The sequence below is a fragment of the Bradyrhizobium sp. sGM-13 genome (assembly GCF_018398875.1).
In the GTDB taxonomy this organism is placed as follows: Bacteria; Pseudomonadota; Alphaproteobacteria; order Rhizobiales; family Xanthobacteraceae; genus Bradyrhizobium.
In genome coordinates, this window is record NZ_JAGWDK010000048.1 from 1 (window position 1) to 26,212 (window position 26,212).

Annotated in this window: 19 protein-coding genes and 3 pseudogenes; 3 read left to right on the top strand and 19 right to left on the bottom strand. The window is 59.6% G+C overall.

All coding sequences use genetic code 11. The features are described 5' to 3' along the window. Positions 1–238: 238 nt before the first annotated feature. Positions 239–634 (top strand): annotated as a pseudogene (locus tag KJQ96_RS34585) (transposase); the annotation flags it as partial. Positions 635–660: 26 nt separating this feature from the next. Here KJQ96_RS34585 and KJQ96_RS34590 read toward each other — a convergent pair. The 4 genes from KJQ96_RS34590 to KJQ96_RS34605 all read right to left on the bottom strand — a co-directional run bounded on the left by KJQ96_RS34590 (position 661) and on the right by KJQ96_RS34605 (position 3,361). Continuing rightward, entirely contained in the window at positions 661–906 is a 246-nt protein-coding gene (locus tag KJQ96_RS34590; protein WP_202639116.1) for a hypothetical protein, read from the bottom strand. Further along, positions 903–2,555 carry an IS66 family transposase gene (locus KJQ96_RS34595; protein ID WP_213290712.1) on the bottom strand — a complete coding sequence of 551 codons (1,653 nt, stop codon included), beginning with the start codon at positions 2,553–2,555 and terminating at the stop codon, positions 903–905. The genes KJQ96_RS34590 and KJQ96_RS34595 overlap by 4 nt, the downstream gene beginning before the upstream one ends. Positions 2,556–2,624: 69 nt before the next feature. Then, positions 2,625–2,972, bottom strand: coding sequence for an IS66 family insertion sequence element accessory protein TnpB (gene tnpB / locus KJQ96_RS34600; protein WP_213290713.1), 348 nt, complete (start codon positions 2,970–2,972; stop codon positions 2,625–2,627). Then, the gene (locus KJQ96_RS34605) at positions 2,969–3,361 is read right to left on the bottom strand and encodes a transposase (RefSeq protein ID WP_213290714.1); all 393 of its coding nucleotides are present in this window, start codon (positions 3,359–3,361) and stop codon (positions 2,969–2,971) included. Before KJQ96_RS34605 ends, tnpB (KJQ96_RS34600) begins: the two co-directional genes overlap by 4 nt. A gap of 85 nt (positions 3,362–3,446) precedes the next feature. Here KJQ96_RS34605 and KJQ96_RS34610 point away from each other — a divergent pair. Next, positions 3,447–4,409 (top strand): annotated as a pseudogene (locus tag KJQ96_RS34610) (IS1380 family transposase); the annotation flags it as partial. Positions 4,410–4,884: 475 nt separating this feature from the next. Here KJQ96_RS34610 and KJQ96_RS34615 read toward each other — a convergent pair. From KJQ96_RS34615 to KJQ96_RS34665, 11 genes are all read right to left on the bottom strand, one after another. Beyond that, positions 4,885–6,579, bottom strand: coding sequence for a long-chain-fatty-acid--CoA ligase (locus tag KJQ96_RS34615; protein ID WP_213290715.1), 1,695 nt, complete (start codon positions 6,577–6,579; stop codon positions 4,885–4,887). 10 nt (positions 6,580–6,589) lie between these two features. Next, entirely contained in the window at positions 6,590–7,774 is a 1,185-nt protein-coding gene (locus KJQ96_RS34620; protein WP_213290716.1) for a M20 family metallopeptidase, read from the bottom strand. A 241-nt stretch (positions 7,775–8,015) separates the two neighbouring features. Then, complete coding sequence (locus KJQ96_RS34625) at positions 8,016–9,515, bottom strand: M81 family metallopeptidase (protein WP_213290717.1); 1,500 nt, start codon at positions 9,513–9,515, stop codon at positions 8,016–8,018. Between the two features lie 62 nt (positions 9,516–9,577). After that, entirely contained in the window at positions 9,578–10,969 is a 1,392-nt protein-coding gene (locus tag KJQ96_RS34630) for a CapA family protein (protein WP_213290718.1), read from the bottom strand. A 157-nt stretch (positions 10,970–11,126) separates the two neighbouring features. Further along, the gene (locus tag KJQ96_RS34635; protein ID WP_309142515.1) at positions 11,127–12,437 is read right to left on the bottom strand and encodes a serine hydrolase; all 1,311 of its coding nucleotides are present in this window, start codon (positions 12,435–12,437) and stop codon (positions 11,127–11,129) included. 208 nt (positions 12,438–12,645) lie between these two features. Then, positions 12,646–13,707 (bottom strand): ABC transporter ATP-binding protein, encoded by a 1,062-nt coding sequence (locus tag KJQ96_RS34640; RefSeq protein ID WP_213290719.1) that lies wholly within the window; start codon positions 13,705–13,707, stop codon positions 12,646–12,648. Then, entirely contained in the window at positions 13,704–14,711 is a 1,008-nt protein-coding gene (locus KJQ96_RS34645; protein ID WP_213290720.1) for an ABC transporter ATP-binding protein, read from the bottom strand. Before KJQ96_RS34645 ends, KJQ96_RS34640 begins: the two co-directional genes overlap by 4 nt. A 1-nt stretch (position 14,712) precedes the next feature. Then, on the bottom strand, positions 14,713–15,594 hold the full coding sequence (locus tag KJQ96_RS34650; protein WP_213290721.1) for an ABC transporter permease: 882 nt from the start codon (positions 15,592–15,594) through the stop codon (positions 14,713–14,715). A 1-nt stretch (position 15,595) separates the two neighbouring features. Continuing rightward, positions 15,596–16,537, bottom strand: coding sequence for an ABC transporter permease (locus KJQ96_RS34655; RefSeq protein ID WP_213290722.1), 942 nt, complete (start codon positions 16,535–16,537; stop codon positions 15,596–15,598). A 6-nt stretch (positions 16,538–16,543) separates the two neighbouring features. After that, a complete protein-coding gene (locus KJQ96_RS34660; RefSeq protein ID WP_249734870.1) occupies positions 16,544–18,127 on the bottom strand; it encodes an ABC transporter substrate-binding protein in 1,584 nt (527 codons plus the stop codon). A gap of 1,192 nt (positions 18,128–19,319) precedes the next feature. After that, the gene (locus KJQ96_RS34665; RefSeq protein ID WP_213290729.1) at positions 19,320–20,819 is read right to left on the bottom strand and encodes a porin; all 1,500 of its coding nucleotides are present in this window, start codon (positions 20,817–20,819) and stop codon (positions 19,320–19,322) included. 493 nt (positions 20,820–21,312) lie between these two features. On the opposite strand from KJQ96_RS34665, the gene KJQ96_RS34670 reads away from it, so the two are divergent. Beyond that, a complete protein-coding gene (locus tag KJQ96_RS34670; protein ID WP_213290724.1) occupies positions 21,313–21,792 on the top strand; it encodes a MarR family winged helix-turn-helix transcriptional regulator in 480 nt (159 codons plus the stop codon). A 105-nt stretch (positions 21,793–21,897) separates the two neighbouring features. Here the strand turns inward: KJQ96_RS34670 and KJQ96_RS34675 are convergent, their stop codons facing one another. From KJQ96_RS34675 to KJQ96_RS41530, 4 genes and pseudogenes are all read right to left on the bottom strand, one after another. Further along, positions 21,898–22,764: a S9 family peptidase gene (locus tag KJQ96_RS34675; protein ID WP_213290725.1), complete on the bottom strand. Its 867-nt coding sequence runs from the start codon at positions 22,762–22,764 to the stop codon at positions 21,898–21,900. Positions 22,765–23,682: 918 nt separating this feature from the next. Next, positions 23,683–24,825, bottom strand: a pseudogene (locus KJQ96_RS34680) (transposase); the annotation flags it as partial. 89 nt (positions 24,826–24,914) lie between these two features. Beyond that, positions 24,915–25,259, bottom strand: a complete 345-nt coding sequence (gene tnpB / locus KJQ96_RS34685; RefSeq protein WP_213290726.1) for an IS66 family insertion sequence element accessory protein TnpB — start codon at positions 25,257–25,259, stop codon at positions 24,915–24,917. Beyond that, entirely contained in the window at positions 25,256–25,594 is a 339-nt protein-coding gene (locus tag KJQ96_RS41530) for a transposase (protein ID WP_375293237.1), read from the bottom strand. Before KJQ96_RS41530 ends, tnpB (KJQ96_RS34685) begins: the two co-directional genes overlap by 4 nt. Positions 25,595–26,212 lie beyond the last annotated feature (618 nt).

Here is a 26,212-nt window from a genome sequence, read left to right on the forward strand (position 1 = left end):
CCTGCCATGATACAGCTCCTCGTTTCGCCGACCGCAAACGAGGAATCCGCCAACAGCCCGTCCGTTCCATCAATCCACCTAATCCATGACGCAGATTTCATGGAATCGGTCGTCTAGCCCGTCTTATTCGCAAGAGTGCGCCTGAGCGGCTGGCGAGCGTGGTGTAAAGCGCTGATGCGGCGTAGGATTCGGTTGCGAAGCCAACCCATCACCGTCAACCGCGAACGCCACGCCCGCCATGACCGATGATACGATTCTGCCATTCTCGTTTCCAGCCGTTCACGCCAAGAAAGTCACAGCTGCCTTCGATGGCGGTCGCCTGACCTCGAACGGGGGCGTAATGCTTTTGGCGATGGCCGAGCGGCGTCTCGGCTTGGCCGACAATTTGGCCCGGGTGTTCCCGGATCGGCGCGATCCGACGCGGGTCGTGCACAGCCTTGTCGATATGTTCCGCGCTCGCATGTTCGCGATCTGCTGCGGCTACGAGGACGCCGACGACCTCGATCATCTGAGGTCCGATCCGGCATTCAAGCTGGCCTGCGGTCGCCTCCCGGACACGGGCCGGGATTTGTGTTCCCAACCGACGCTGTCGCGGCTGGAGAATGCTCCGCGCCTGCGCGACGTGATCCGTATCCGTCCGGCGTAGGCCGCAGACGTGTTCTAATCCTGGCGTCTGAGCAGATGAGGGTTCTCTTTGTGGATCCTGATGAGCTCCATCAAGGTCTCGATCCCAAAGTCGGTGAACGCCATGACGCCGTCTTCTCCGACACCGTAGACCCAGAGGCGGCCATCCTCGGCGTCCATTTCGCTGGCGACGTCCGACAGCCAGTCCTCGTCCTCGCCGAGGTCCTGAGCGACGCGATTGATCGTGGTGACGCGATAGACCTTGTTGACGTGCATGGTCATGCCGCTCGGGCTGAGATTGCTGACGTTGACGGGGTCCAATTCCAGGGCAGCAATTCGTCCAGCCGATGAGCCGGATGGGCGGCGATACGGGCGAGGACGTCAGCCAACCAGGCCTGGGGATCGACACCGTTCATCTTGGCCGTGACGATCAGGCTGTACATGGCCGCGGCGCGTCGTCCGCCGCGATCGGATCCGCAGAAGAGCCAGGACTTTCGCCCAAGAGCGATGCCTCTCAGCCCCCGTTCGGCGGCGTTGTTGGAGAGACACACGCGCCCATCCTCAAGGAACAGAGTGAAGCTCGCCCATCGCTTCAGGATGTAGTTGAACGCTTTGGCCAGGTCGTGCCCACGGGAGAGCTTGGCCACTTGCTCCCGCATGTAGACCTGGAGCGCCTCGATCAGGGGCCGGCTCAGCGTTCGTCGAACATCCAGACGCTCTTGTACGGTCTTGCCATTGATGGATCGCTCGATCTCGAACAGCGCATCGATCCGGCGCACGACCTCGATCGCGATCGGAGAGAGCGGGATTTCCCTTTTGCCGGCGGCCTTGCGCCGCGCATTCTCTTCAATATCGGCCATGGCGAAGAACGGGCGTCGCGCGTGCGACCAACAGGCAGCTTCCCGGATCAGTCCAGGGACCCGCCCCGCCAGATAGAGCTGGTTATACCCATCATAGGCATCGGCCTGCAGGATGCCCGCGTACCGGGCCAGATGCGCCTGGGGATGCTCGCCCTTGCGGTCGCGCGAGTAGTAGAACATCGCCGCTGGCGGTCCCGCACCACCAAATGGCCGGTCGTCCCGGACGTAGATCCAACACCGTCCCGTGTCGGTCTTCCCCTTGGCCAGCACCGGCACGGTCGTATCATCGGCATGAAGACGCTCGGCCGCCATGACATGGGCTTCGACCAAGCGAAGCAGGGGATCAAGCGCCGTACAGACCGATCCCACGGCGTCAGCCATGGTCGACAACGCGATCGGCACGCCTTCGAGAGCGTAGCGCTCGGCCTGGCGGTTCAAGGGCTGATGCTGGCCGAACTTCTCGAACATGATCATCGCCAGCAGGCTGGGGCCGGCCCATCCTCTTGCGACGGCATGGAACGGCGCTGGCGCCTGGCTGATCTTCTCGCAGTCGCGGCAGCTGAACTTCTCCCGCACCGTCTCGATTACTTTCCACTGACGCGGCACCGATTCCAGCGTCCGGGTCACGTCTTCACCGAGTTTGCGCAGGCGATTGCTGCCGCAGCACGCGCAAGCCGTCGGCGGATCGATCACCACCCGCTCGCGTGGAAGATGCTCGGGGAATGTCTGGCGCTCGGCGCGTTTCCGCGTAAATCCGCGCACGGTCGTCGTCCTGGCCACAGCCCGTTCGGCTGCCAGTTCGTCTTCCGTGGCGTCGGCTTCCAGCTCTTCGAACGTCAGCGCCAACTGGTCGATCAGCCGCGATGATCGCTCCGACCGCTGTCCGTAGATCTGCCGCTCGAGCTTGGCGATCCGTAGCTTCTGCTGGGCAATCAGCGCGCTGTCTTCCGAGGCTTTCGCGCGGGCCACCGCGAGCTCCGCTGCAACCTCTAACGCCTTCGCGCGCTCGATCGCCAGCGCCTCTTTCAAGGCAGCAATGTCATCCGGAATCGCTTCGCGATCTGCGTCCATGCGAAGCAGTGAATCACAGATTGGATGCGTTGTGACTCCCCAAAATGCCAACAGCCGCAACTTCTTCGTTCAGCCCGCGCTCGCAGGCCGCCAGCTCTGTTGAGGATTCCTCCAGTCAATGCCTTCGAGCATATAAGCCATCTGTGCCGCTGAGATCGACACCGCGCCGGCCACGGCCGAGGGCCAGATGAACTTGCCACGGTCGAGGCGTTTGGCGTAGAGCGACATGCCCAACCCATCATGCCAAAGAATCTTGACCAGATCGCCGCGCCGGCCCCGGAAGATATAAAGATCGCCGGCATGAGGATCGCGCTTCAAGCTCTCCTGAACCGTAAGCGCCAGGCTCTGCATGCCGCGGCGCATGTCCGTGTGACCGGTGGCGAGAAAGACCCTGACGCCGCTCGGAATCGGGATCATCGCCGCCTCAGAAGCTCAAGCACCCGCTGCAGCGCCTCAGTGTCAACCTCCCGGTCAACTCGCACGCGACAGCCGCCGCCAAGCTCGATCTCGATCATTCCGGCCATTGGAGGCTGCGCAGCAGGCGAAGACGGCTGCGGCCCGAACGCGGGTGCCGGAGCCGGCGTGGAAGCGATCTCGACAGGAACAAGAGCCGGCACGGCCTCGCCGCCTAGGCGACCCTGACGCGCTTGCCGACGCCAGGTGAACAGCAGGCTCTGCGCCATTCCATGTCGGCGCGCGACGCCGCACACCGTCTCGCCACCCCGTAACGTCTCTTCAATCAGACGAACCTTCTCGTCGTAACTCCATCGGCGCCGACGTTCAGCGCCCAATACCTTCACCTGCATTCGCCACATGACCTTAAGGCTAGACTTAAGGTCAAATCCTCAGACGAACCGCCAAACCGCACAAGGCGGCCTCCGCCGGAGCGATACCGTGATCCGACTGACCTACATTTTGGTCGACGCATGGATGGATAGCTACCCACGCGAGCCGGCATCTGTCACGCTCGACATCGATGATACCTGCGACGTCGTCCACGGCCATCAGCAGCTCTCGCTGTTCAACGCTCATTATGACGAACGCTGCTTTCTGCCGATCCACGTCTACGACACGGAGAAGAGCCGGCCCGTGGCGGTCGTGCTGCGGCCCGGCAAGACGCCGGGCGGCGTCGAGGTGCGTGCCCATCTGCGCCGCCTGATACGGCATATCCGGACGCGGTGGCACAACACGCGAATTACGTTCCGTGGCGACGGGCACTATGCTCGGCCGGAGGCAATGACGTGGTGCGAGAACAACGGCATCGACTACATCTTCGGTCTGTCCGGCACCAAGCCTCTCGCCAAAAAAGCCGACGAGATCGCCGACGACATCCGCACGCGACGCGCCATCGAGAACCTGCCGGTTCTACGCGGCTATACCGAGACGCGCCACAAGGCACAGTCCTGGGATCGCGAACGGCGCACCGTCGCCCGTATTGAGGCGACGAAGCTCGGCCTCGACATCCGTTTCGTCGTCACCAGCCTCAATGTCGGCTCGGCCGAGTGGATCTACGACAGCCTGTATTGCGCGCGCGGCCAAGCCGAGAATCTGATCAAGCTGCATAAGACACAGCTCGCCTCCGATCGCACCAGTTGCCGTTCGGCGCACGCCAACCAGGTCCGTCTCGTGCTCCATACAGCCGCTTATTGGCTGATGCTGACCGTGCGCGACGCCATTCCCAAAGTCCGGGAATTGGCCACTGCCGAGTTCGCGACGCTGCGTCTTCGGCTCTTGAAAATCGCCGCCCGTGTCGTCGAGACCACGAGCCACATTCGCCTTGCGTTCGCCGCGGCATGTCCCGAAGCCGACCTGATCCGCTGCTTGCCTGGCGCGCTGCTGCCGCTCGGTCCTTGACCGGATGGGCGTGCGCCCCCGTTCACCCAACCCATCCCTCAAGCGCGTTGCAAAGTACCGGTCGTCAGGCGGCAAAAAGCCGAAGGCAATCCTATGCGCCTCGTCAGATGAGATGTGCGGCCGCATCAATCGGGCCAAAAAACCGCAGTCTCACGAATAGGACGGGCTAGTCAATGCCTTCACATAGCCGACGGACCGGCTGCGCTGGCGCGCTGCGACCGAGCCCCCTGACACCGAACTTATGGGGACGGTGCGCCTTACCTTTGCCAAGGCATTGGGTCCACGCTGGCGCTGCGCTGCTTGCGAACATCTGTTAGCGAAAGTATGCTTGACAGGAAAGCCGACTGGCCGTGCGCTTCGGTGAGCTCGATGCTCGCCGCATTGATTTGATCGTTCATCGGGATCGACGCGGTGGCCCGCTTGAGGGGCCAGGGCGGCGGCGACACCATGATGTTTGGGAGTATGGATGTGCCAGTCAGCGATGGCGAGGAATGCTCACTGCGGAAAATCGTTCGCGTAGCTTCGCTTTCCAAAACTTGCCGGTCGACGTTCGTGGGACTGCGTCGATGAACTCGTAGCGATCGGGCAATTGCCATTTTGCGAAGTTGCGCGCCAACAGATGCCCGATGAGCTCCTTCGTGTGCGCGTGCTTACCGGGCTTGAGTACGACGCAAGCGAGCGGCCTCTCGCTCCATTTCTCGTTGGGGATCGCGATGACCGCTGCTTCGGCGACCGCGGGATGCTCCATTAACGCATTCTCAAGATCGGCCGAGCTGATCCACTCCCCGCCTGATTTGATGAGGTCCTTTGTACGGTCGGTGATACGAACGAACCCGAGCGGATCGATTGAGGCTACGTCGCCGGTACGCAGCCAGCCGTCCTCGGTGAACTTATCGCGCGTGACGGGCGTATCATAATAGGAGCCGGTAATGAACGGCCCACGCACCTGAATCTCGCCTGCGCTCTTCCCGTCCCAGGGCTGCTCACCTTCATCGCTGCACAGCCGTAGCTCGACCAGCGGCACAGGCACACCGGCCATGGCGGCACGACGGTACTTCTCCTCTTTGCCGGCATCTCGGAGTTCGGCCCGTCCGTATGATCTGGTGCAAAGAGGAGACGTTTCGGTCATGCCCCATCCTTGCTCGATCAACACGCCGTGGGCGTCGAGAGCGCGAATCAATGACTCGGGCACCTTTGCGCCGCCCGTCACGGCTCGCAGTGGTTTCGGCAACTTCCACCGGCCACGGTAGGGCGAGCCTTCGGCTTGCGAAGCCTCAAAGGTCTGCAACAAGGTCATCCAGATTGTCGGCACACCAAAGGCCAACGTCGGCGGCTCGACCTGCATCAGATCGAGGATGTCATCGGAATGCAGGTACGGTCCTGGGAACACGAGCTTCGCACCCAGATTCACTGCGCCATAAGGAATGCCCCAGGCGTTTACGTGGAACATCGGCGTGATGGGCAGCAGAACGTCAGTGCTACGCAACGCCCAAAACTCGCCGAGGCTTCCGACAAGCATGTGCAGGATCGTCGAACGGTGGGAGTACACCACGCCTTTCGGACGGCCGGTCGTGCCGGACGTGTAGCACATTGCGACTGGGTCCGTTTCTTCGTGGACCTCATACTCGAAAGCCTCGGGATCCGCGTGATTTAATAAGACTTCGTAGTCTTCCATGTCCGGCGGAACGCGGCCGCCCGAGAACGGGAAGACGATCACGCGCTCAAACTGATGCAAATGCGCGAACTGCTTGTACAAGGGCAACAGGATATCGTCGAGAATCAGGAAGCGATCGCCAGCGTTTCCCGCAATCCAGCCGATGTCGTCCGGCGTCAGTCGCAAATTCAGCGTGTGCATCACCCCGCCTGCCGCTGGGATACCGAAATAGCACTCCAGGTGAGCATGGTGATTCCAGCACAGCGTGGCAACGCGGTCACCTTTCTTAAGACCAAGCCGCTGTAGCGCCGACGCGAGCGAGCGTGTGCGCCGATAGAACTCACCGTAGGTGTGCCGGCGCAGGCTCTTGTCGGGCAACCGCGAGACAATCTCGCTACCGGAAAAAATCTTGCCCGCGCGCTCCAGCAGGTGGTTAAGCGAGAGCGGCACGTCCATCATCGTGCTTTGGAACACTTGTCTCCCTTTCAAACAAATTTGAGTGCTGGTCAATGCCACGCCACCAATCTCAGGAATTCAGCAGATCAAGGATGTATCTGACGGTGAGCTCCGTCGTCGGTATGATGAGATCATCGGAGGCTCCGAATGTTGGCGTGTGCAAATACGATTCGTTGCCTGGCGCGCGGCTACCGAACCAGAAGTAGATAGACGGCACGCACGCCGCATAGAAGCCAAAGTCATCGCTGCCTCCTGGCTGTCTCCTGTCATTGAAGAAAGCATCGCGGCCGGCCGTATCATGAACCAATTGCCGAAATCGGCTGACCATTTCGCCATCGTTTACCACCGCGGGCTCGCCCCTGCGAATGATGCATTCAGCCTGGCCGCGGTGCGTTGTCGCGACCCCTTCGGCCACCTCGCGAACGCGCTGGGATAGCAGCGGCCGTCGTTCCGAGCTGCTGGTCCTGATCGCCCCCTCCATCACGACCGACGGGCAGATGATGTTGGTCGCCTCGCCGCCATGGATCGTGCCGATCGTGACGATCGCGCCATCGTCAACGGGCATTTCGCGGGAAACCACCTTCTGCACCTCGTTGACGAAGGCGGCGGCGATGGCGATCGCGTCGATGCCGTTGTGCGGCGACGCACCGTGCGCCATCTTGCCGGTAATGGTGAGCTTGAACTGGTCGGCGGATTTGGTGACCGCGCCTTCCTGGGCGCCGAACATGCCGGCGGGAATCTCAGGGCTGATGTGGAAGCCGACGGCCCGGTCGAAACCGTCGAGCAACTTCTCTTCCTGCACTGTGCGTCCGCCGACCGGCTCTGCCTCCTCAGCTGGCTGAAAGAAGACCCGCACCTTGCCTGCGAAATTGTGGCGCAGCCGGTGGAAGGCGAGCGCAGTACCGAGCGCGATGGAGCTGTGTATGTCGTGACCGCAGGCATGCATGACGCCACTGACCTGCGAGCGGTAAGATAAATCCTCGCGCGCCTCCTGGATCGGAAGCGCGTCTATGTCGCCGCGGACCGCGACCAATCGTTTGGGACCGGAGGCGGTGCCTTCGATGTCGACGTAGAGGCCAGTCGTGTGGAAGGTCTCTGCTCCCATGAGACCGAAGCGCTGCAGTACGCCACGGATCCGCTCCTGCGTTTTCCATTCCGCGTTCGAGAGCTCAGGCTCGCGATGCATGGCACGACGCAGTTCAACCACCGCGTCACGCTCGGCATCCGACAGAAAGCTGTTACTATGTGCGCTCATCGGCTTGAACCTCTTCATCCGCGCCGCTTGAACGGGGACGTCCATTACAACTTACTCTGCAAGCCAAACGATATTCGGCTGGCTTCCGCACTGTTTGTGTGCAAATCCTGCGATTTACTCGGTATTGCCGCACAACTTCATCGCAAAATCCTCTCCACGCAGTACCCTAAGTACCTCAAGGAGATTGGCTGGCATTACGAGCTAAGTGCCGCGTATCTTGCCTGCGACCTCCGACTGAAGTTCACGCCTGGAACGTCGTGTCTGAGTCTATTGGGTAGATCGGGCGCGGCACGTTGCGATAGGGAAAGCGGTTGAGCTTCTTGGTCGTCAGCCCGGTTCCATCACAGACAATGATCTTACCGGCGATTGGGGCAAAAGCCGCCCGAAAATGCTGCTTGGACTTGAGCGCCACCACACGATGCTTAGCGGGATCAATGCCGATGGCTCGGAATTGCTGCAAGTCTAGCATCTGGATCGGATACGTCACCACCAGGACGGAGAGACCGTCGGCCCGGACCACCGCACTCGGCCCAAAACTGAGCTCGAGACCGCCCACCATGGGCCCATCGCCACGGAAGCGGCCATCAAATAGGCCGACCAAAGTGCCGGAAAGGCGCAAGGGCGGGCCACCGAATGATGGATCGGTCTTGCCGCCGAGCATGATCTCGACGTGGTCTCCGGGCTGGTGGCAGTGTAGTTCTGCCGCCACTTCAGCATCAACCATAGGCCCGTAGCAGGTCTCGTCGAGGTTATCCTGCAGCATGGCGCGCAGAAGCTCGGTCGCGTCGCCATAGGCCCCGCCGCCTGGATTGTCTGAGGATTCGGCAATGACGAGCGGCCCGGTGCTCTTGGGGTAACCTCTTGCGATCTCCACTGCTTCAGCAATGCTGTAGAGACGGTTTAGCACAAGGCGACGCTGCTCCCAGATCTCTTTGGCAATTGAGCGCGCGAAATCGCGGTGGCAGTCCATGTCGCCTTCCGCAGTCACCAGGACAGTCGGCCCCACTTCATTGATATCGGCCAGCGCAAAACCGCTGTTGATGCTGACGGCGTACACGCCTCTTTCCCGTTCATAAGCTCGCGCCTTCGCTACCCAATCGATCATCGGCCCGATATCGGTCCGGCAGCCATTGGTTTCCGCCAGCATTGGGACATGAACGCAGATAGTCTTGGGCGTGATCTGGCCTGCCATGGTCCGGTGCAGGATCTCGGCCACCTGGCGGGCGACCTCCCGCATGTCGACGTGGGGATAGGTTTTGAACGAGACGACGATGTCGGCCAGCTCGCACATGCGCTCGGTTACGTTTGCGTGCAGATCGAGAGTGATGGCGATCGGCACCTTCGGGCCGAGCACCTCGCGGAGCCGCTCCAGCATTTCACCCCCGCCATCCTCCATGGAGTCGGTCACCATGGCGCCATGAAGGGCCAAAAGTACGCCGTCGATCCGGTCCCTGTTCTGCTTGGCGGTCTCGACCATGACGCCGACGATCCTGTCGAAGGCGTCCGTCGTCACCGGGCCCGACGGCTCGGCGAACGCGCTCACACTGTGGACCACAGCTGAGCCATGCTTGCGCGCAACGTCCAGGAAGCCGGCAAGGCCGGTATTGGCATCGCCCCGCGCCTCGACGGCACTGTTCCCAACGTACAAGGCACGATTTAGGAAGGACTGATAGTCCGCCTTCAGCCGACTGAATGAGTGGCTCTCATGTTGGAACTCGCCGGTTAAGATCGTAAAGGCCATGACCTTTATCCTCCTTGCGTGGACTGCACGCCCTCGAGCCGCAATTTGCGTATCCAAGCCGCTTATCGCGGCAAGCTGGATCCAACTCTGATGACGCCCACGCCATTGTCTACGAAAACCTGGGTACCAAATCGCTCCGACAGCTTCTGTAGACGCTCCAGAATTTCCTTTGCTTGCTGCGCGTCCGCGAGTCGCGGGACGCCCCGGTTCGCCAACCGTTTTGAGTGACCGAGCTCGATCGGGTAGAGCCGCAATTCGGCAAGCCGGTTCTGTTCAAATCGGCTGACTGTGACTATGCTCTCGTAGAAGACCGGGTCTGAAAAGCCTGGATCGGTCTCATACCCTCGGCCCATTTCCTCGGCTGTTACCTCCGCGTCCGTGTCGATCCGCGGGTCCTTACCGTAAGCGGCAAACATGTCAGCACCCACCGGTGTACGGAGGTCATCCATGATGAAGTTGCCAAGGCTGTAAAAGATCGGCCGGCCCTTGTAGATCTCGATGCCTCGCAACTGGTGTGGTCCATGGCAGATATAGGCGTCAGCGCCGGCGTCGATTAGCCGATGCGCAAACGATCGCTCATAATCAGGCGGCTCCTGGCTCCAATTACCAGGCTCGTGGCCATGGTTTGTGACGATGCAGAAATCGGCAAACTGCTTGCCCTGGCGAACGTTTCGTAGAATGCCGGCCACATCGCGCGGGCTCGCCTCGTAGCTGTAAGCGGCCTTATCGCCCACTTTGTAGGTCGTTCCAGCGACCACGACCCGTTCCGGATCATCATGGCCAGGCCTCGGGCCGGGCAAGGCATTGCTTATCCCTTTCAAGCCCTCAAGCATCTCCGGCGGTACAACGACGCTTCGCGCCAAGCGAAGGCTGTTTAGTCCTGGCCTGCCTGACGCCTCGCCTGCGGGATCGGCGGCACGAGACAACGGCGTGAAAGATGACGCACATGACAGCAACGCCACACGACCGCGCGCGGTCTCGAGAAAGCGAGCGGCGCCGGCTTGCGCGAGATTGTCGCCTACACCTGCATGTATAATACCGTTCTCATCGAGCGCTCGGCTCGTCTCACGCATGCCTTCAACGCCCCAATCGAGCGAATGGTTATTCGCCCGGCCGACGACATTGAAGCCCATCTCCTTCAAATCAGGCCCGAGCGCCGGCAAGCTGACGTGATAGGCACCGCCGTACTCGGCCTGCGGACTTCCGCTGAACGATCGGATATCGAAGATACTCGTTTCCATGTTGCCAAAGGTGACATCAGCGTCTTGAAGAATCTTGACGACGACATCGAAGCCCTGATGCTTACCTTTGGTCAGAGGCCGTGTCACGATCAGATCTCCAACCGCTACCATCGTGAAGCCATCCGCGACGTTCGTCGCGATCGAACCAGCCGTATCGTAACTGTCACCGAGCGAAACCGAGTGAGAATCGTTCTCCTGCAGTTGCTTTCCCATAGGTTTCTCCCGAGTTCGGTTTTTCTCAACGAAGGCTGTTTGCCGCGTCGCCGGAGTTGGCACAAGCCAGTGAACTGCGACGCAGATCCTCTCCTGAGTGCATCGAGAACTGCCAGCCTTTCATGCGGAGCGCGCGCGGTGCACGCGCGTCCGCTCATTACTGGCTATCGCGCAGCAGTCGGCCCAACGTCAACATCTGCGGCAACGTGATTCGGTCGCCGTGAGCGGACGACGCCACTGGGTGAGACGCAAAGCGCGCAATAACCATCTCTGCCTTCGGCGCGACATAAACGCGCTGACCGTGAACGCCTCGCGCCTCGAAGGCGTCCAGCTCGTTGTGGGATATCCACCACATGCTGCGATACGAGTAGCCGGGTTGAGGCATGTATTGGCACTTGGTGGCATCGCCCCCCTTTTGCACGTCGTCCACGACGGACGCGGGAATGATCTGTTTTCCGTTCCAGGAGCCATTACAGCGCATCAACTCACCGAAGCGCGCTATGTCGCGCAAAGTTGCTGACAAGCCGCCGCCGGCCATCGCCATGCCATCTGGATCGACGACAATACTACCGTCCTCCTCGCAGCCGAGCGGCGCCCAAATGTGCTCGTGAAGCAGCTGTGCCAAGGAGCGGCCGGTCACGCGTGCCATCACCCAGGCCATCACTTCGGTGTTCACCGTCTTATAGGCGAAGGCATTGCCGTGTGCGCCTTCCTTGCTGACCGTGCGCAGGTAGTCGCACAAACTCCGCGGCTGGTCGCACCCCGCCCGTCGCTTCCGCAGACCGCACGCTCGCCCATATACGCGATTGCTGGCACGCTCATCGACGTAATCCTCGGAGTAGGCCAAGCCGGTCTGCATATCCATCACCTCGCGCAACGTGGCGTCCTCCCACGCCGTGCCGCGCAACTCGGGCAGGTAATGTGGGATGATCTTCGTATCATCGAGAAGACCTTGGTCTACGAAGGCTGCAGCCAGCGTGCCCGCGTATGACTTGGTGACCGAGAAGCAAGCATGCGGCAGATGAGGCTCAAGCGCACCCAAGTAGCGCTCATACACAAGGCGCCCGCGATGCAGAACTACAATACCGTCCGTGTACGTGTCGAAAAGGGCCTCGTCAAACCGGCGCTGCCGGCCGTCCATGTCCGTGAACGTCAGCGCGCCGATATCGGCACTCTTGTCGCTACGATCGAGCGCCGACGGTCCACCCTGCCCGCGCCAGATATTGAGCGTCGGTACAAGCTCGCGAAGATGCGAGAGCGACCAGCGGATTTGCGGAAAATCCATGAAGCTGTCGCTTTCGAAAGTGATACGCTTATCTGCTGTCGGCGGCGTTCCCCGCATCCAACCGAGCTCGCGCGGATCGGACGCGTGCCCGTCGAGATATTGCTTTCCATCAAATTCAAGCGCCCCCATGAGCGGCATTGCGTTCTTCACGTCGTTGACCACGGGCCGGACAAGCTCTTTCATAAGCGTACTCCAAGTCTTTAAAGGCGAATCTACTTCTCTTGCATATTCTTAGCGGGCACAAAGCAGGATTCGGCTGGCGGCTCTCGTTTGCGAGCTGCTGCCTTCGCCGCTGTATCGATGTCCTGCGTTGGAAGTGATAAAGTACAATCGCATCAGAAGCCTTTCGGAAGCGGGACCAAGGTCTTCATTTCGGGCGCGAAAGCCCGTCTCATCGGATGCCAATGGAAAGGTTCTGCCGTTCTATGGCGAAGGCCGAAGAGCCTGCGACCGAGATGCCCCGCTGATCGGTCACGTCTGTGGCTGGTGCACGGACATGGCACGCGGCGGCACGCCCGTCCGGCATCGGCACCAAACGCGGGACTTCGACGCGGCAGCGCTCGACCGCGAGCGGACAGCGCGGGTGGAATGCGCACCCTGTCGGTGGATTGATCGGGCTTGGCACCTCACCCTCCACGGGCACTTGCAGCCGAACCCGCGTGGGGTCCGGGACCGGAGCTGCCGCGATCAGCGCCTCGGCATAGGGATGGACCGGCTTTGCGAAGAAGGCTTCGCTGGGAGCTAGCTCGACAATCCGCCCAAGATACATGACCGCAACACGGTGGCCGATATGCTCCACAACGCTCAGATCATGCGAAATGAAAACGAAGGCGATACCCAGCTGCTGCTGGAGATCCATGAGCAGGTTCAGGATCTGTGCCTGCACTGAAACATCGAGGGCTGATACTGCTTCATCGGCGATGATAAGTGGCGGCTGGAGTGCCAAAGCTCTGGCAATGCCGAGCCGCTGCCGCTGACCGCCCGAGAACTCTGACGGGAGCCTGTGCATCATCTCAGGCGACATTCCGACCTTTTGTAGAAGGTCGGCGGCGAGCGCTCGGCGTTCCGCCCGGTTGAGATGCTCAAAATTTTCGACGGGTTCGGTGATGATCTGTCCGGCAGTCAGGCGCGGATTCAACGATGAGTATGGATCCTGAAAGACCATCTGCATCCGACGGCGATACGGACGAAGCTCATGTCTCTTGAGGCTCGTAATGTCGGCCCCGTCAACCAATACGCGCCCGCCGGTTGGCTCCACGATGCGCATCAGGAGTCGCGCGACGGTGGACTTGCCGCAGCCCGATTCGCCGACGATGCAGAGCGTCTCTCCCGTCTCCACCGAGAAGGATACGTCCTCGACCGCTCGCACCAGCGGGCCAGATTTTCTCAAGAATCCCCTGTCAAGCTGATAGTGCTTGGTCAGATTTTCGACTTTGAGCAGAGGACCCGTCATGCGCCGACTACCTCTTCAGCGCGCCAACAGGCCGCGGCATGGCCCTGCCCGAGATCACGCATCGTCGGTGTCTTTTCGCGGCACATGCCTATCGCGAACGGACACCGAGGCGCGAAGCTGCACCCGACAATGGGCTCGCGAAGGCTCGGCACAATGCCGGGAATTTCTGGAAGCCGATGCCGGCGGCCGCGACGCGGATCGGGTACCGATCGCATCAGCCCCTGGGTGTAGGGATGCGAGGGCCGAGCGAACAGATCTGTAACGCTCGCTTGCTCTACAATCCGGCCCGCATACATGACGATGACACGCTGGCACGTCTCAGCGACCACGCCCAGATCGTGCGTTATGAACATCACGGCCATTCCCATCTGCTCTTGCAGATCGATGATCAGGCGCAGGATCTGCGCCTGGATAGTAACATCAAGCGCAGTGGTTGGCTCGTCAGCAATCAGGAGTTCCGGTGAGCAGGCAAAGGCCATGGCGATCATGGCGCGCTGCCGCATGCCGCCCGAAATTTCGTAAGGGTAGCTCTTAAGGCGACGCTCGGGGTCCGCGATGCGGACAAGCCGAAGCATCTCTAACGCCCGTCCCATCGCTTCTGACCGAGATGCGCTCGTATGAATTTGGACGGCTTCAGCGATTTGGTGCCCAACGGTCTGAACCGGATTCAAACTTGTCATCGGCTCTTGAAAAATCATGGCGATCCTGTCGCCGCGGATCTGTCGCATCTCCCGCTCGGACATTTTCAAGAGATCCCGTCCGTGAAAGCGGACTTCGCCGCCGACGGTCTTGGCGGTTAGCTTAGGCAGCAAACGAAGAATCGAAAGAGCGGTGACGCTCTTGCCACATCCGGATTCACCGACGACACCGAGCGTTTCTCCGCCCCTAATCTGGAAGCTGATGCCGCCCAGGGCGCGTGTGACGTTCTCTTCTCCATAGAAATGCGTCTCCAGGTCCCGAACATCGAGAAGCACGTCATCCCGGGTCATCTTTTCTCTTTGCATGTCAGCGTCGCCGCTTTGAGCGGGGGTCGAAGAGATCGCGCAAGCCATCCCCGAGCAGGTTGATGGCAAGAACCGTGACGGCAAGGCAGATGCCGGGGGCAAAGACGGTCAAGGGGGCGATAGCGAGATACAAGCGAGAACTTGCTATCATGTTGCCCCAACTGGGAATCATGGGAGGCACGCCCGCACCCAGGAAGCTCAACCCGGCCTCTATCAAAATCGCATTCGCGCAGACATTGGCGCTCTGAACCATCAGCGGTGGAATGGTGCTCGGTAGGATGTGGCGCCAGAGCACCTTCGGAAGGCGCGCCCCGCCGCAAACCGCCGCTTCCACATAGGGACGCTCCCGAACGCCGAGAACCACAGAACGAACCAACCGTGCAACTGTTGGAATTTGGGGGACCGTGATGGCGACGATGAGAATACCGATTCCCGGACCCGTTAGAGAAACAAGGGCGATGGCCAGCAGAATCGTCGGGATCGACATCAGGCCGTCCATGACTCGCATCACGATATTGTCGAACTGGCGACTATAGCCGGCCATCACACCAATCAGAAGCCCGCCGAAAGCAGCGCCAGCGGCCGAAATCAATCCCACCAAGAGGGAGATCCGGGCGCCAAACACGGTTCTTGCAAAGACGTCACGGCCTAGATTGTCGCTGCCCAACCACAGCTCAGTAGAGGGAGGCTGGAGGCGCTTGAATGGATCCATGTTCTGCGGATCGCCTGAAAACAGGGGGGCGGCGAGCGACAGAGCGATCAACAATGCGAGGAGGCCAGCGCCTGCAAACACAAGTGGGTGCCGCCTTCCTAGACGGGGAAGATCGGATATTCGCAGCCGGCCTATTGGCACGGCTTCAACCGGGGCGGAGATGAAAGCCATATCAATACCGAATGCGAGGATCGATCAGCGTGTAGGCAAGATCGATTGTTAGATTGACAAGCACGTACATACCCGAACAGAGGATCAGAACCGCCTGGATGATGGGATAGTCGCGGTTGTTGATGGCATCCACTACCAATCGCCCGACACCAGGTATGTTGAACACAGTTTCAGTAATGACAACGCCGGCAATCAAATACGCGAAGCTTATGCCGATCACAGTCAGTATTGGTACACCTGCGTTCTTAAGAGCATGATGGAAAAGCATGGAATATGCGGAGGCGCCCTTGGCGGCCGCCGTTCGCATATAATCTTCCGACAGAACTTCGAGCATGCTTGCCCGCGTGATCCGGGCAATGAAAGCAATATACGGGACGCTTAACGTTACCGTAGGCAGGATCAGATGGACAAACCAGGGTGCTAGCCCATGATCGATAGCCTGATATCCTTGCACCGGAAGCCACCGCGCCTTGATAGCGAATAGGTAGACGAGGAAATAGCCAACGACAAAGACCGGGACAGAAAATCCAATGGTGGCAAAGGCGGAGAGTAAGCGATCGATAAGACCGCCAGCTCTCCACGCAGCAAATACGCCGAATGTGACGCCGATCGTCACTGAAACAACCATCGTCAAGACCGAAAGAGAAAGGGTCGGTTCTAGCCGTTGCGAAATCAGTTGGAGAACAGGGCGTCCCGAGAAAATCGATGTCCCGAAATCGCCTCCGAGGATATCCCGTGCCCAGCGTACAAACTGAACTGGCAACGCATCGTTGAGCCCCAGCTGCTCGCGGATGTTGGCAATCATCTGTGGCGTCGCTGTATCACCGGCGATGATGGCCGCCGGATCGCCGGGCGAGAGTCGGAGAAGCAGGAAAACAAAAATTCCGACCATAGCCATGACGGCTATGGTCGAGACCATCCTGCGCAGGATGTAAGTGGCCATTGTGCCTCAGCCCTTCTGCATATTCCACATCGGGAGGGCAGCTCCGGGCGTCGGCATAAGGCCGGTAAGCGTCTTGCGGCGCGCGACAGGTGTGACAAACTGACCCAAGAAAACCGCGCCGATGAAGTCCCACCATACGCGTTGCATGGCGCGGGCCAGTGTCTTGCGCTCTTCTAGCGTTTCGACATCTGCCCACTTCGCCCGAAGCGTTTCGTATTCGTCGTTCTTTGGCCAACCATACCAGGCCCTGTCGCCATTCGCGAGTAACAAAGCGGCGCCAATCGGATCACCGAGATTCTTATCGGAATAAGACGAGATAAAAATGTTCCAACCGCCTTCCTCAATTGGCCCCTTGTTCGCCCGGCGCGTGACAAGCTGACCCCAGTCCATCGGCGCAAGTTCGGCGTTGATCCCAATCTTACGCAGAGTGGCCGCCAATAGCTGAGAGGGAATGTGGGCCCAGGCGGCATTCGTGGGGTCGAGAATGACCACCTTCTCGCCGGCATATCCCGCTTCCTTGATGAGCTGCTTGGCCTTTTCCGGGTTGCCGCCCTTCTTGTACCATCCCGTATTTTCGTCATTGGTATAGAGCGTATCGTTTCCAAACATAGAAGTGAGGGGGCGGGTATATTTTGGGTTGGGTTGTATGACGCGCATGAAAGCTTCTTGATCGATCAGGTGAAGCATCGCCTGGCGCGCCTTCACGTTATCGAACGGCTTCTGCAGGCAGTTCATGCGGATGAGCATGTCGTTGCCTGATTTGTTCAGAATTTCCAGTTCAAGGTTCGGGTCGCTCTCTATGGCCGTGTAAAGATCAGTGGGCGGAGATTCGATGAAATCGATTTCTCCCGCTTGCAATGCTGCGAAAGCAGTCTGCTGATCGCCGATATTGTCCCAGATGACACGATCGACGTTGACAACCTTCCCGCCGGCCAATGCGTCGGGCCGCTCCTTGCGCGGCACGTAAATTTCATTGCGATCGTAGGTGAAGCTCGCGCCCGGCTTAGCAAGACCATGATTGAACTTGAAGGGTCCAGATCCGATATTCGCGGTCACCTGCTCGGTTGGCGGGCGGCTCGCATCTTTCTCGCGCATGACGAACAGTCCCGGATCCCCGGGGTCCGCCAGGATATTAATTAGAAGTCCCAGGGGCTCCTTGAGCGCGATCATGAAGGTTTTGTCATCCTTCTTGGAGACATCCTTGGCTCGCGACATGATCAGCTGTCCGCCGGCATTTACCTGAGCCCAGCGACGGATCGAGGCCACACAGTCGGCGGCGGTGACGGAAGTGCCGTCGTGCCAGGCTAGACCATCTCGGAGTTCGAAAGTGTAGGTCTTCTTGTCGTCTGAAACACCCCACTTTCCGACCATTTGCGGCTGCGGCATATTCCTGGAATCCGCTGCGAATAGCGTGTCGTAAATCGCCAGACCATGGTCAAAGGTGATGGTCGCCGTCGTGGAAATTGGATCGAAGACGCGGAGGTCACCGGACATCACCATGCGGACCGTCCGCGCGGCGGTTTGTGCTTTCTGCGCCCGCAAGACTGAAGGGATCGATATGGCCGCGCCGGCAGCTAGGCCTGTCTTCATGAGGTCTCGTCGAGAAATAGGCAAGGTAATCTCCTTTCGAATGGTTGACTTGGAAAGCTCTACTGTCCCCCACACCGCTACCTGCAGGGGCGGGACCGGACTTCAAACGATCGCCTGCTTCGTGATCTCGAAGCTCCCGCACTCTGGCGTATCACCATCCAGAATGGGATTGAAAAGGGGCGCTGGCATCCATCGCCATGATCGAAGATGCGCCCGCGATGATCTACTGATGAGATTTCTTGAAGCCCCGATATTTGGCTTAGCCGCTTTCGGACGAATAGAATCCAGCCCACCAATTGCGAGGGCGGACCGAGAGGCCGGTACGAGGCGTTTGTAGTTCACCAAATGGCTCATTGCTTCACTCCCCCGAGGCCAGTCTTGGTCGACTGGAAACTTTTTTCTTTTCGCCGACATTACCGGGCATCTAAGGCGAATTCCTCTAATTCAGAGCCATTCATGCTGAAATTGTGCGCTCTACTGGGGAACTGGCGAGCTTTCATGCAAAAGCTATTACTTTTCCGGGTGGAGGTTGGCACGGGACCACACCTGAGCTTTGGAACATCAACGTGGCGCAAAGCTACACAGGCCAATCGCCAAAGAACGATAAGGAAGATCGAGCAGTTGTACGGATGTAGCGCCACAATGTCCCGCGTCCCGGCAGCGCACCTGAGCCGTTGTTTCGATTCGGTTGCCGCCGCGAACAAGAGCATTTTCCTGTGGTCGTTGGATCATCCTCGTGACAGCATGGATGACTTAGTCCTGAGTGTCGGCTGCGAAATCTCGAGCCCAGGTACACCGCCTTGTGCGTTGTTCTGGTCAACAGCGAGACGGGCGCCCATCGTCGTTTGGTTAGCGGCGTGCGCGGAAACGCCAGTCAAGGAGGTCAGTAGGATCGGAATCAGTAAGATCGGGGCGCCTGACTGCTCGGAGTCGACCGCCGGCTCGCGTAAGCGACGATTGGCGAAGCACCGGAAGGAGCAGGAGAGCCACCACCCTCGATCGTTGAGGCAATCGGGTGACGCATAATTCAACCACCGAGGGCAACGACATCGTCGAAAGGGCCGATGAACACCAATGCGGCAAAGCCCTTGGAACTTGAAAAGGCCCCCGGCGGGCATGCCGGAGGCCTTCTTGGAGGTTAAACTTAGATCTATAGAGCCGCTCCTTTTCTCCTTCTGCTAGTCTTACAAACTCACCAATTGCGCTGAGCTCTGAGCAGCAGGCTCACCGTGTTCTGGTCCTTCAGTTCGTAGATGGCGCCGGGCTTGGCGATACCTGTTTGCACCGGCAACACCACCGCGCTTCCGGCCGCGTACTTCTGGTCGAGCATGGTGTAAGCCAGATCGGCCGAGAAGGTCAGGTTCTTGACCGGTGTCCAGCGCGTGATCAGACCAACAACCCCGTAGTTGAAGTCGGGGTTACAGCCGGCAACTCCGGTAGAAAGCGCGAGGCCTGCGACGAAGGCGCCGCAGATGTAGCCTTTGGCCGTGCCATTGTACCGCACAGCAGCCCACCCACCGTAGACCGCGGTGTTCCAGTAGGGATCCCAGTTATGGGTGTAGGCACCGTTGAAGCCATAGGTCGTAGTTAACTCCTGGCCAGCGCCAGCCACGAACACGGAGTCTGACAGACCAGCGAGGCCGACGCTCTGGTAAGCACCCGCCAAGCCCGTACCACCGTACATCGCGTAGATGGTCGGGGCATACTGCTGAAAGTTGTAACGGCTTGCACCGTTCGTATACACGCCTTGCAAGTTGATCGCGTCACCCGCACCAGTCGGGATGTTCTTGATCGACAATGCGAGCTGACCAGCCCAGCCCCACTTGTCGTCCGGATGGCCGGTGACCTCGGAGGCGCCATAGTAGCCGGCATGGTTGTTATGCGCGGCGACGGACGCCTGGAATAGACCCCAAACCTGGTCAACGCGAAGCCTGGCGACGAGGTCAGGAGCGCGTGAACCGCCGATGTCGTTGGCACCGTACGTACCGGTGGCGAGACCTGCGGGCGTCGCGCCGCTCACGTTCCAGATATTAGTCGTGTCATGCTGGACTTGATCCTGGGCCGAGAAGGCAACCGAGATACCTTGGCCGAGGTCCGCAGTATAGGTGAACTGGTTCACGGGGTCCCAGCCGCCGCCGCCCGGCAAACCGTCGAAGTTGTTCCCCGGATAGTTCTGCCAAGGGCTGGAGAACTGCGAGGTCGCCTTGCCCAACGTGAAACCAGCGAACTGGATGAAGGCGTTGTAGACGCCCAGCGAGCCGCCCGCGATGAAGTCACCAGCGTAGGCGGTACCGCCAGCACCGGTACCGCTATAGCCACCCGAGGTCCAGGTGAACACGCCATCAAAGTAGGTGCGGAGCACACCATACTCGGTCGCGGTGCGTGTATCGATGCTGAGGCCTTGACGAGAACGAGAAGTGTAATAGTTGCTCAGGCGGTTGTTAGCTCCGGCCACGCCGTTCACTCGCCCTGACGCGTAGACCCCATTGGTGTTCAGCGCCGTCTCAACCCGCAAGTACCCTCCCAGCTTAATGCATGTATCGGTCCCTGGGATGTAGTAGAAGCCGACGCCGTACAGCGAGCAGATCTTCACGTATTCGACCGCCTTGGCCTTGACGGGCAGATCAGCAGCCTGCGCTCCACCTACTGCGAGCAGACCCGCTGCGGAGCTGAGGATTAGACTCAATTTCATCATGAACCTCCAAATGGAAACGTCGTTTCCGTCCTTCAAAGATCCGCCGCTGCGAGCCTCACCAAGGCCGGCGCTGGACGGAACGACTCGAGGCGCCCCCTCGCTGTCAATCCGACCATAATTATAAAAATTAATTTTTACAATTAATTAATTCAGCGAAGCGCTTGTTCGTTGAGACGCGTCTCAATTTTGCAACACTAGACCGCGTTGAGGGTGGAATTCGTTCACGAGCGCCCCAAACGGTAAAGAAAAACCTCCGGGGGAGGCATTCCCGGAGGTTCCAGTTAAGGATCTGAGATGACCGCCGCTTCAAGAGCCAAAACGATGAAGCATACCACTAAATGAAATTAATTGTAACAGTCAATCGCTTTTGGCATAGCGCCTATGCTTTGCGCAATCTTTTACGAGCGGACCAAGACGGATAAGTGGCTTACCGCTATGAGGGATGGCCTGTGCGCGTTGGGTGACACTGAGCTGTGGCGGAAAGACCAATATGGCTGAAGAAGAACTCGATAGGGCCGTTAGGGACTTCGTCTGGAACATCGTCGAAATCCACTCTCAACTTGAGGGGATACACAAGAGTTGGGCTGAGATGTTAGGAATAACCGAACCGCAATGGTTAATCCTGATGGCTATTGACGAACTCGACGAAGGTCGCGGTGTTTCCGGCATATCGGTGGCAAATAAGCTGCGAATCCACCCGGCCTTCGTTACCAATCAAACGAAGAAACTGGAGGCGATGGAGCTCTTGGCCCGTGAACCGTCGCCTGAGGACGCAAGGTTCGTTCAGATGCGCCTGACTGAAAAGGCGCAGACGGAAATCACGAAGCTCTCCATCAAGAGACAAGCCCTGAACTCGACAATGTTTGAGGGGCTTGATGATGCGTCACTTGATTATCTCAACAAACGGCTAACCGCGATCGCCAAGAATAGTCGGTTGGCGTCTCAAAAATTAAGTATAGGCGTATTGTAGGCACGAATCGACGCAAGCCGAGCTCGCCGGTAGCGCTGCGCCAAGTCCGCAGGGTCGGATCGCGAAACATCTCACGATCCGACCACCTAAGACACAGCAGTATCGTCAGCGAGACCTCGGAGCGGAATGTCGTCCCAGCTTTTGCTCCAGCCATCTGAAGATGCAATCGTCAGAAGCCACGAAATTTTCGACCTCCCCCTCGAGGGTCCCGATCATCCGCGGTATGGCCAACTCGATACCGATGGGTGCCGCCATGCAGTCAGCTTGTAGTTTAATCGCTTCCGACACACTCACGATGCCGCGCCCACCGGCAACTACGAGAACAGGGCATCTCAACTGTCGTATGATCTGTGCGCGACGCACCGACACTACGCCCTCGTCTACTACGTCTGCAGCCCTCGTCATCCAACCGACAGACGCCAGAATCCGTGTCCAATTCCAAAGACCACCGTCGCAAACTGCCGCAGCAACGCGGTGATCAGAAGCAGCGAAGTCTGTAGCCAGAACGGCCGACAATCCTTCACCATAGACGCCGATCCGAGCGTCGTCGACCTCCGGTCGATCTAATAGATAATCTAAGCAGCAAGACAGGATGTCCGACTGGCGGCGCGAGTGATTTGAGATATCATCGTGAGAGATAACGAGAAGCGACATGCCCCGCCCAGACACCACGGGCAGGAGCCTTCCGAGTAGCATCGTTCCTGATTCTTGTTCTCCGCTGATGCAAATGACTGCCGGGGCGCATAAATCGGGACTACCGGCCGGCAAGTAATAGGCCGGCAGTTCGGTTCGATCGCAGCACGCAATTTGTACCGGCTCTATCTTCTGCTCCAGAGATAATTCGAACCTCTGAATGCCGGCCTCCACTCTGGCCGAAGCGTCTGCACTTTGTGGATCATCTTCATCAACTAGTCGCCGAACAACTTCAAAGGCAGTTAGTGCACAAAGCCAGGCCTCGGTTGCCTCATGCAAGGCGCCGTTTCCGATATTTCGGTCACCAAGAAGGCAGTGATCCTCTCCAATACGCGTCCATCTTGCGATCCAGTTCTGCCGATCTGTGGCTCCAGATTTGTCTTCGAGAGCCAGATTATCTAGAAACGCCGCAGCGGCTCGCCTTGCGGACGGAAGGTCGCCCCTTACGTGAGGCCAAGCAGCGTACTGCATCCAATTAGCCCTCTAGGTGCTGATCTTCGTACTCAGTTCGGATCTGGCTGAGATACGAGCGGCGTCCACTCCATCGGCAAAACTATTAGGTGCCAGATTTCGGCAGCTATCTCGATTTTTGACGAAAATATTACGAGCACACGAGGTCGAAATTCCCCGATCTGGGCCGTCGTAACTCCGAAATTCTGCAGCAAATCGGCGCACCTTGCAGCTTTTGTTGCGATCAGCGCGATTCCGACGAACCTCGCCCCCCGGAGTCCGAGATGACGCCGCGGACGTCGGGGCGGCTGCCCGCTGGCAGTGCCTCCATGCCGGCGGAGGTTCCTGCGTCCGCAGAACGGTATGGACCCGTGGACTGCCGAAGCGCTGATCGCTGTCGGGATGGACCTTGCCGAATATCGGCGTTAGTGGCATTCAGCACCGAGCATTGCACCCGCCCGTCGGCGCCGACGACCATGACGTTGCGAATCCAGAGCAGGTTGAGCGGCAGGCTGGCGCGGCACCGAGCAGCCGCTGCTGCCGAAGCTTCTCCACCCCGCGCCTGAGCACAGAATCGCGCAGACCGAGTTCCTTGGCCACCGATCTGATCGAGCGACCACTCGACATAGGCAGCTCAGCGGCCCGGCGGTTGCAATCCTCTCGAAGGACCGACGTTGACGTCCCTCTATTCGACACGTCCTCGCTCTCCGAGCCTCGTACAGCGTAAGCGCCAAGCTGAGGCGGCCAGGGTTTGAAGTGCCATGGCATGAGAGCATCGATCTGAGAGATCGGCCAGCCCTGCGCGATCCGTTCGCGAGTTTGCGTGAGCCAGGCGAGCGGATCGACATCGTTCGTCTTCGCGGTCTGCAGAAGCGTGGCGATGGTCGCCCAGGTCCGGCCGCTGCTCGCAAAGAGCCCATTTTTTCGTGTGATGGTTTGCGGCCGGATTGCCCGCTCGACGGTGACTCGATCTCGACGCGGCCGTCGCTTAGAGCGCTCGAGGGCGGCGCGTCTGGGTGTGGCAGTGTGGCATAGCGGACCACAGCCAGGCCTTTGCGTCTTGCCGGATCCCGGAGCCAGTGTCGGCAAGGTCGTCTCATCGGCGAAGATCCGCTCAGCCTGCTTGATCTTCTCCGCCGCGTAGTCGGCGAGTGGCTGCAATTCGAAGCCGACCTTGCCCATCCATTGCGCCATCAAAGGTCGGTCGAGATCGACGCCGTCACGTGCGCAGATCGCTTCCTGCCGGTAGAGCGCCAGCCCGTTGGCATATTTGGCCACCGCCATCTGGGCGAGAAGCGCTTCGGTCGGAAGGCCGCTCTCGATCAGAGCCTGAACCACGCCGTCGCGGTTGCGATAGGCGTATTTCGGCGGCGGGTGACGATCATGCAGACTTCGTCGGCGTCACGTCCAGCCGCCTCGACACATCCTCGCCGATCAGGACCTTCTCCAACCCTTCGCAACCAGGGGGCACCTCGGGCTCGACGACGATCTCCACACGCTCCAGATGCGCACCGAACTCCTTGCGCGGCCGCGACGCGCGTTTCGACTTGTCCTGGCCGCCTGCCTGGGCCGGTTCGGCTTCAATCGCCGCCACCCCGGTGACGATCTCGTCCAATACGAAGGCGATCTGCTCATCGATGGGAGTGTCGCTGCGCAAGCGTTCCGAGCGCGTGCCGTAAAGCGTGCGCTCCAACATCTTCACGATCGCCGTCAGTTCCACGATCCGCGCGTCGGCCGCCTGGGACCGCGGCAAGATCGGCGTTCGCCGCCGTCAGAGGCGATGCCGCTGTTCTCGGCCTCGATGGCCGCCCGCCCTTCCGGCAAGGCGAGGATCAGTGCATGGGCTTCGGCAAGGCTCGTCGGAAACTCTGCAAAAGGGGGCGTCGTCATCGCCGCCATCACAGTAGAGTCGCCGCACAGTAGAGTCGCCGCCAATCTCCCAAGCCTTTCAGCCGCCCTGATTCAACCGCCGCAGGTTGTCAGGCCACTGATTCCGGGCGCTTGACACCCACCGGACGCACCTTCGTCCAGTCCAGCCCGTCGATCAGCGCGAGCAACTGCGCATGGTTCAGTCGCACCCGGGTCGGCGCAATCTTCTGCCAGCAGAACTTTGTTTCCTCAAGCGTCTTTGCAAACAGGCACACGCCGCTGCCGTCCCGCCAAACCGCCTTGATCCGATCCGCTCGTTTCGAACGGAACACGAACAGCTCGCCGCTGAATGGGTCGGCCCCACGATCCCGCACCAGCGCTATCAAGCCGGTCGGTCCCTTGCGGAAGTCGACCGGCGTGCTGACCAGGTAAACCTGAACGCCCGCGGGAATCATGCCTGCCGAACCGTCCGGATTACGGCAGCAAGCCGCTGAGGCTCCACTTCGCTGCTGACACAGACCACAACGTCGCCGATTACGATTTCCACCATGTCGCTCGTCACCGTATCAAACCGCAGAAACTTGACCGCTTGGCCTCCCGCCCCACAAATCGGTGCGACCAGTCCCGAGGCCAGTGCCTTGCGTCGCCACGCAAACAACTGCGATGGATCGAGCCCGTGAGACCGCGCGATCACCGACACGTTCGCCCCCGGCGCAAACGTTTCCCCGACGATCCGTTCCTTCACCTCCCGCGACCAGGTCGCGATAGCTCTGCCCCGGACTGACCGCAAGCCGCTTGGGTGTGGCCCGTGATAACTTCGAAATTCTTGGTATCAGAGGTACGTTTCGCTCACATGAGCTCCTGGCAAACAAATCACCAGGAGATTCTCTGACGATCCAACATCGTCCGCTACGTGGGGGCACCTACTGGCACCTACACGCTTACAGTACAGGTGTGCATTCATTCGGAGAAGGTTCAATACCGCGTGGCGCGAGCCGTGGGTTATCTTTGTAGGACGACGAAATTTTGACTTTCGCCGGATCCGTTGAGGACAGCCGGTGTACCGGCTGCGATCTTTTCGCCCCGCCGAGCTCAGCGACACCATCGGCTTGGCTTGCTGCCAAGCCGCGTGCCGGATCGCCCCGGGAAGCGCATTTAAGAACTCTTGCCTTGATGGCAGCCCCAGAGCGTCGCTTAGCTCTCTGAGCGCAATCGACGGTTCGACCGGAATGACTTGAACATTGTATTAGCCGAATGCGTACGCAGAACCTTTGCCCTCATGGAGCGCGCTCGCCCAAACGGATGCCAGATTGGCGACATCGACACCATGGGCTAGGAGCCTGTCCAGTTAGTTTTGGGAAGGCAGTTTTATCTTGATAATGGCGGCTCAGGCGGCCCTTGCGAGCTT

Excerpts from the sequence above, each read along its gene's own strand:
- KJQ96_RS34590 (WP_202639116.1), bottom strand. The coding sequence starts at position 906 with ATGACCATGCACGTCAACAAGGTCTATCGCGTCACCACGATCAATCGC.
- KJQ96_RS34595 (WP_213290712.1), bottom strand. The coding sequence starts at position 2,555 with ATGGACGCAGATCGCGAAGCGATTCCGGATGACATTGCTGCCTTGAAA.
- tnpB (WP_213290713.1), bottom strand. The coding sequence starts at position 2,972 with ATGATCCCGATTCCGAGCGGCGTCAGGGTCTTTCTCGCCACCGGTCAC.
- KJQ96_RS34605 (WP_213290714.1), bottom strand. The coding sequence starts at position 3,361 with ATGCAGGTGAAGGTATTGGGCGCTGAACGTCGGCGCCGATGGAGTTAC.
- KJQ96_RS34620 (WP_213290716.1), bottom strand. The coding sequence starts at position 7,774 with ATGAGCGCACATAGTAACAGCTTTCTGTCGGATGCCGAGCGTGACGCG.
- KJQ96_RS34625 (WP_213290717.1), bottom strand. The coding sequence starts at position 9,515 with ATGGCCTTTACGATCTTAACCGGCGAGTTCCAACATGAGAGCCACTCA.
- KJQ96_RS34630 (WP_213290718.1), bottom strand. The coding sequence starts at position 10,969 with ATGGGAAAGCAACTGCAGGAGAACGATTCTCACTCGGTTTCGCTCGGT.
- KJQ96_RS34635 (WP_309142515.1), bottom strand. The coding sequence starts at position 12,437 with ATGAAAGAGCTTGTCCGGCCCGTGGTCAACGACGTGAAGAACGCAATG.
- KJQ96_RS34640 (WP_213290719.1), bottom strand. The coding sequence starts at position 13,707 with ATGACGGGTCCTCTGCTCAAAGTCGAAAATCTGACCAAGCACTATCAG.
- KJQ96_RS34645 (WP_213290720.1), bottom strand. The coding sequence starts at position 14,711 with ATGCAAAGAGAAAAGATGACCCGGGATGACGTGCTTCTCGATGTTCGG.
- KJQ96_RS34650 (WP_213290721.1), bottom strand. The coding sequence starts at position 15,594 with ATGGCTTTCATCTCCGCCCCGGTTGAAGCCGTGCCAATAGGCCGGCTG.
- KJQ96_RS34655 (WP_213290722.1), bottom strand. The coding sequence starts at position 16,537 with ATGGCCACTTACATCCTGCGCAGGATGGTCTCGACCATAGCCGTCATG.
- KJQ96_RS34660 (WP_249734870.1), bottom strand. The coding sequence starts at position 18,127 with ATGAAGACAGGCCTAGCTGCCGGCGCGGCCATATCGATCCCTTCAGTC.
- KJQ96_RS34665 (WP_213290729.1), bottom strand. The coding sequence starts at position 20,819 with ATGAAATTGAGTCTAATCCTCAGCTCCGCAGCGGGTCTGCTCGCAGTA.
- KJQ96_RS34670 (WP_213290724.1), top strand. The coding sequence starts at position 21,313 with ATGGCTGAAGAAGAACTCGATAGGGCCGTTAGGGACTTCGTCTGGAAC.
- tnpB (WP_213290726.1), bottom strand. The coding sequence starts at position 25,259 with ATGATTCCCGCGGGCGTTCAGGTTTACCTGGTCAGCACGCCGGTCGAC.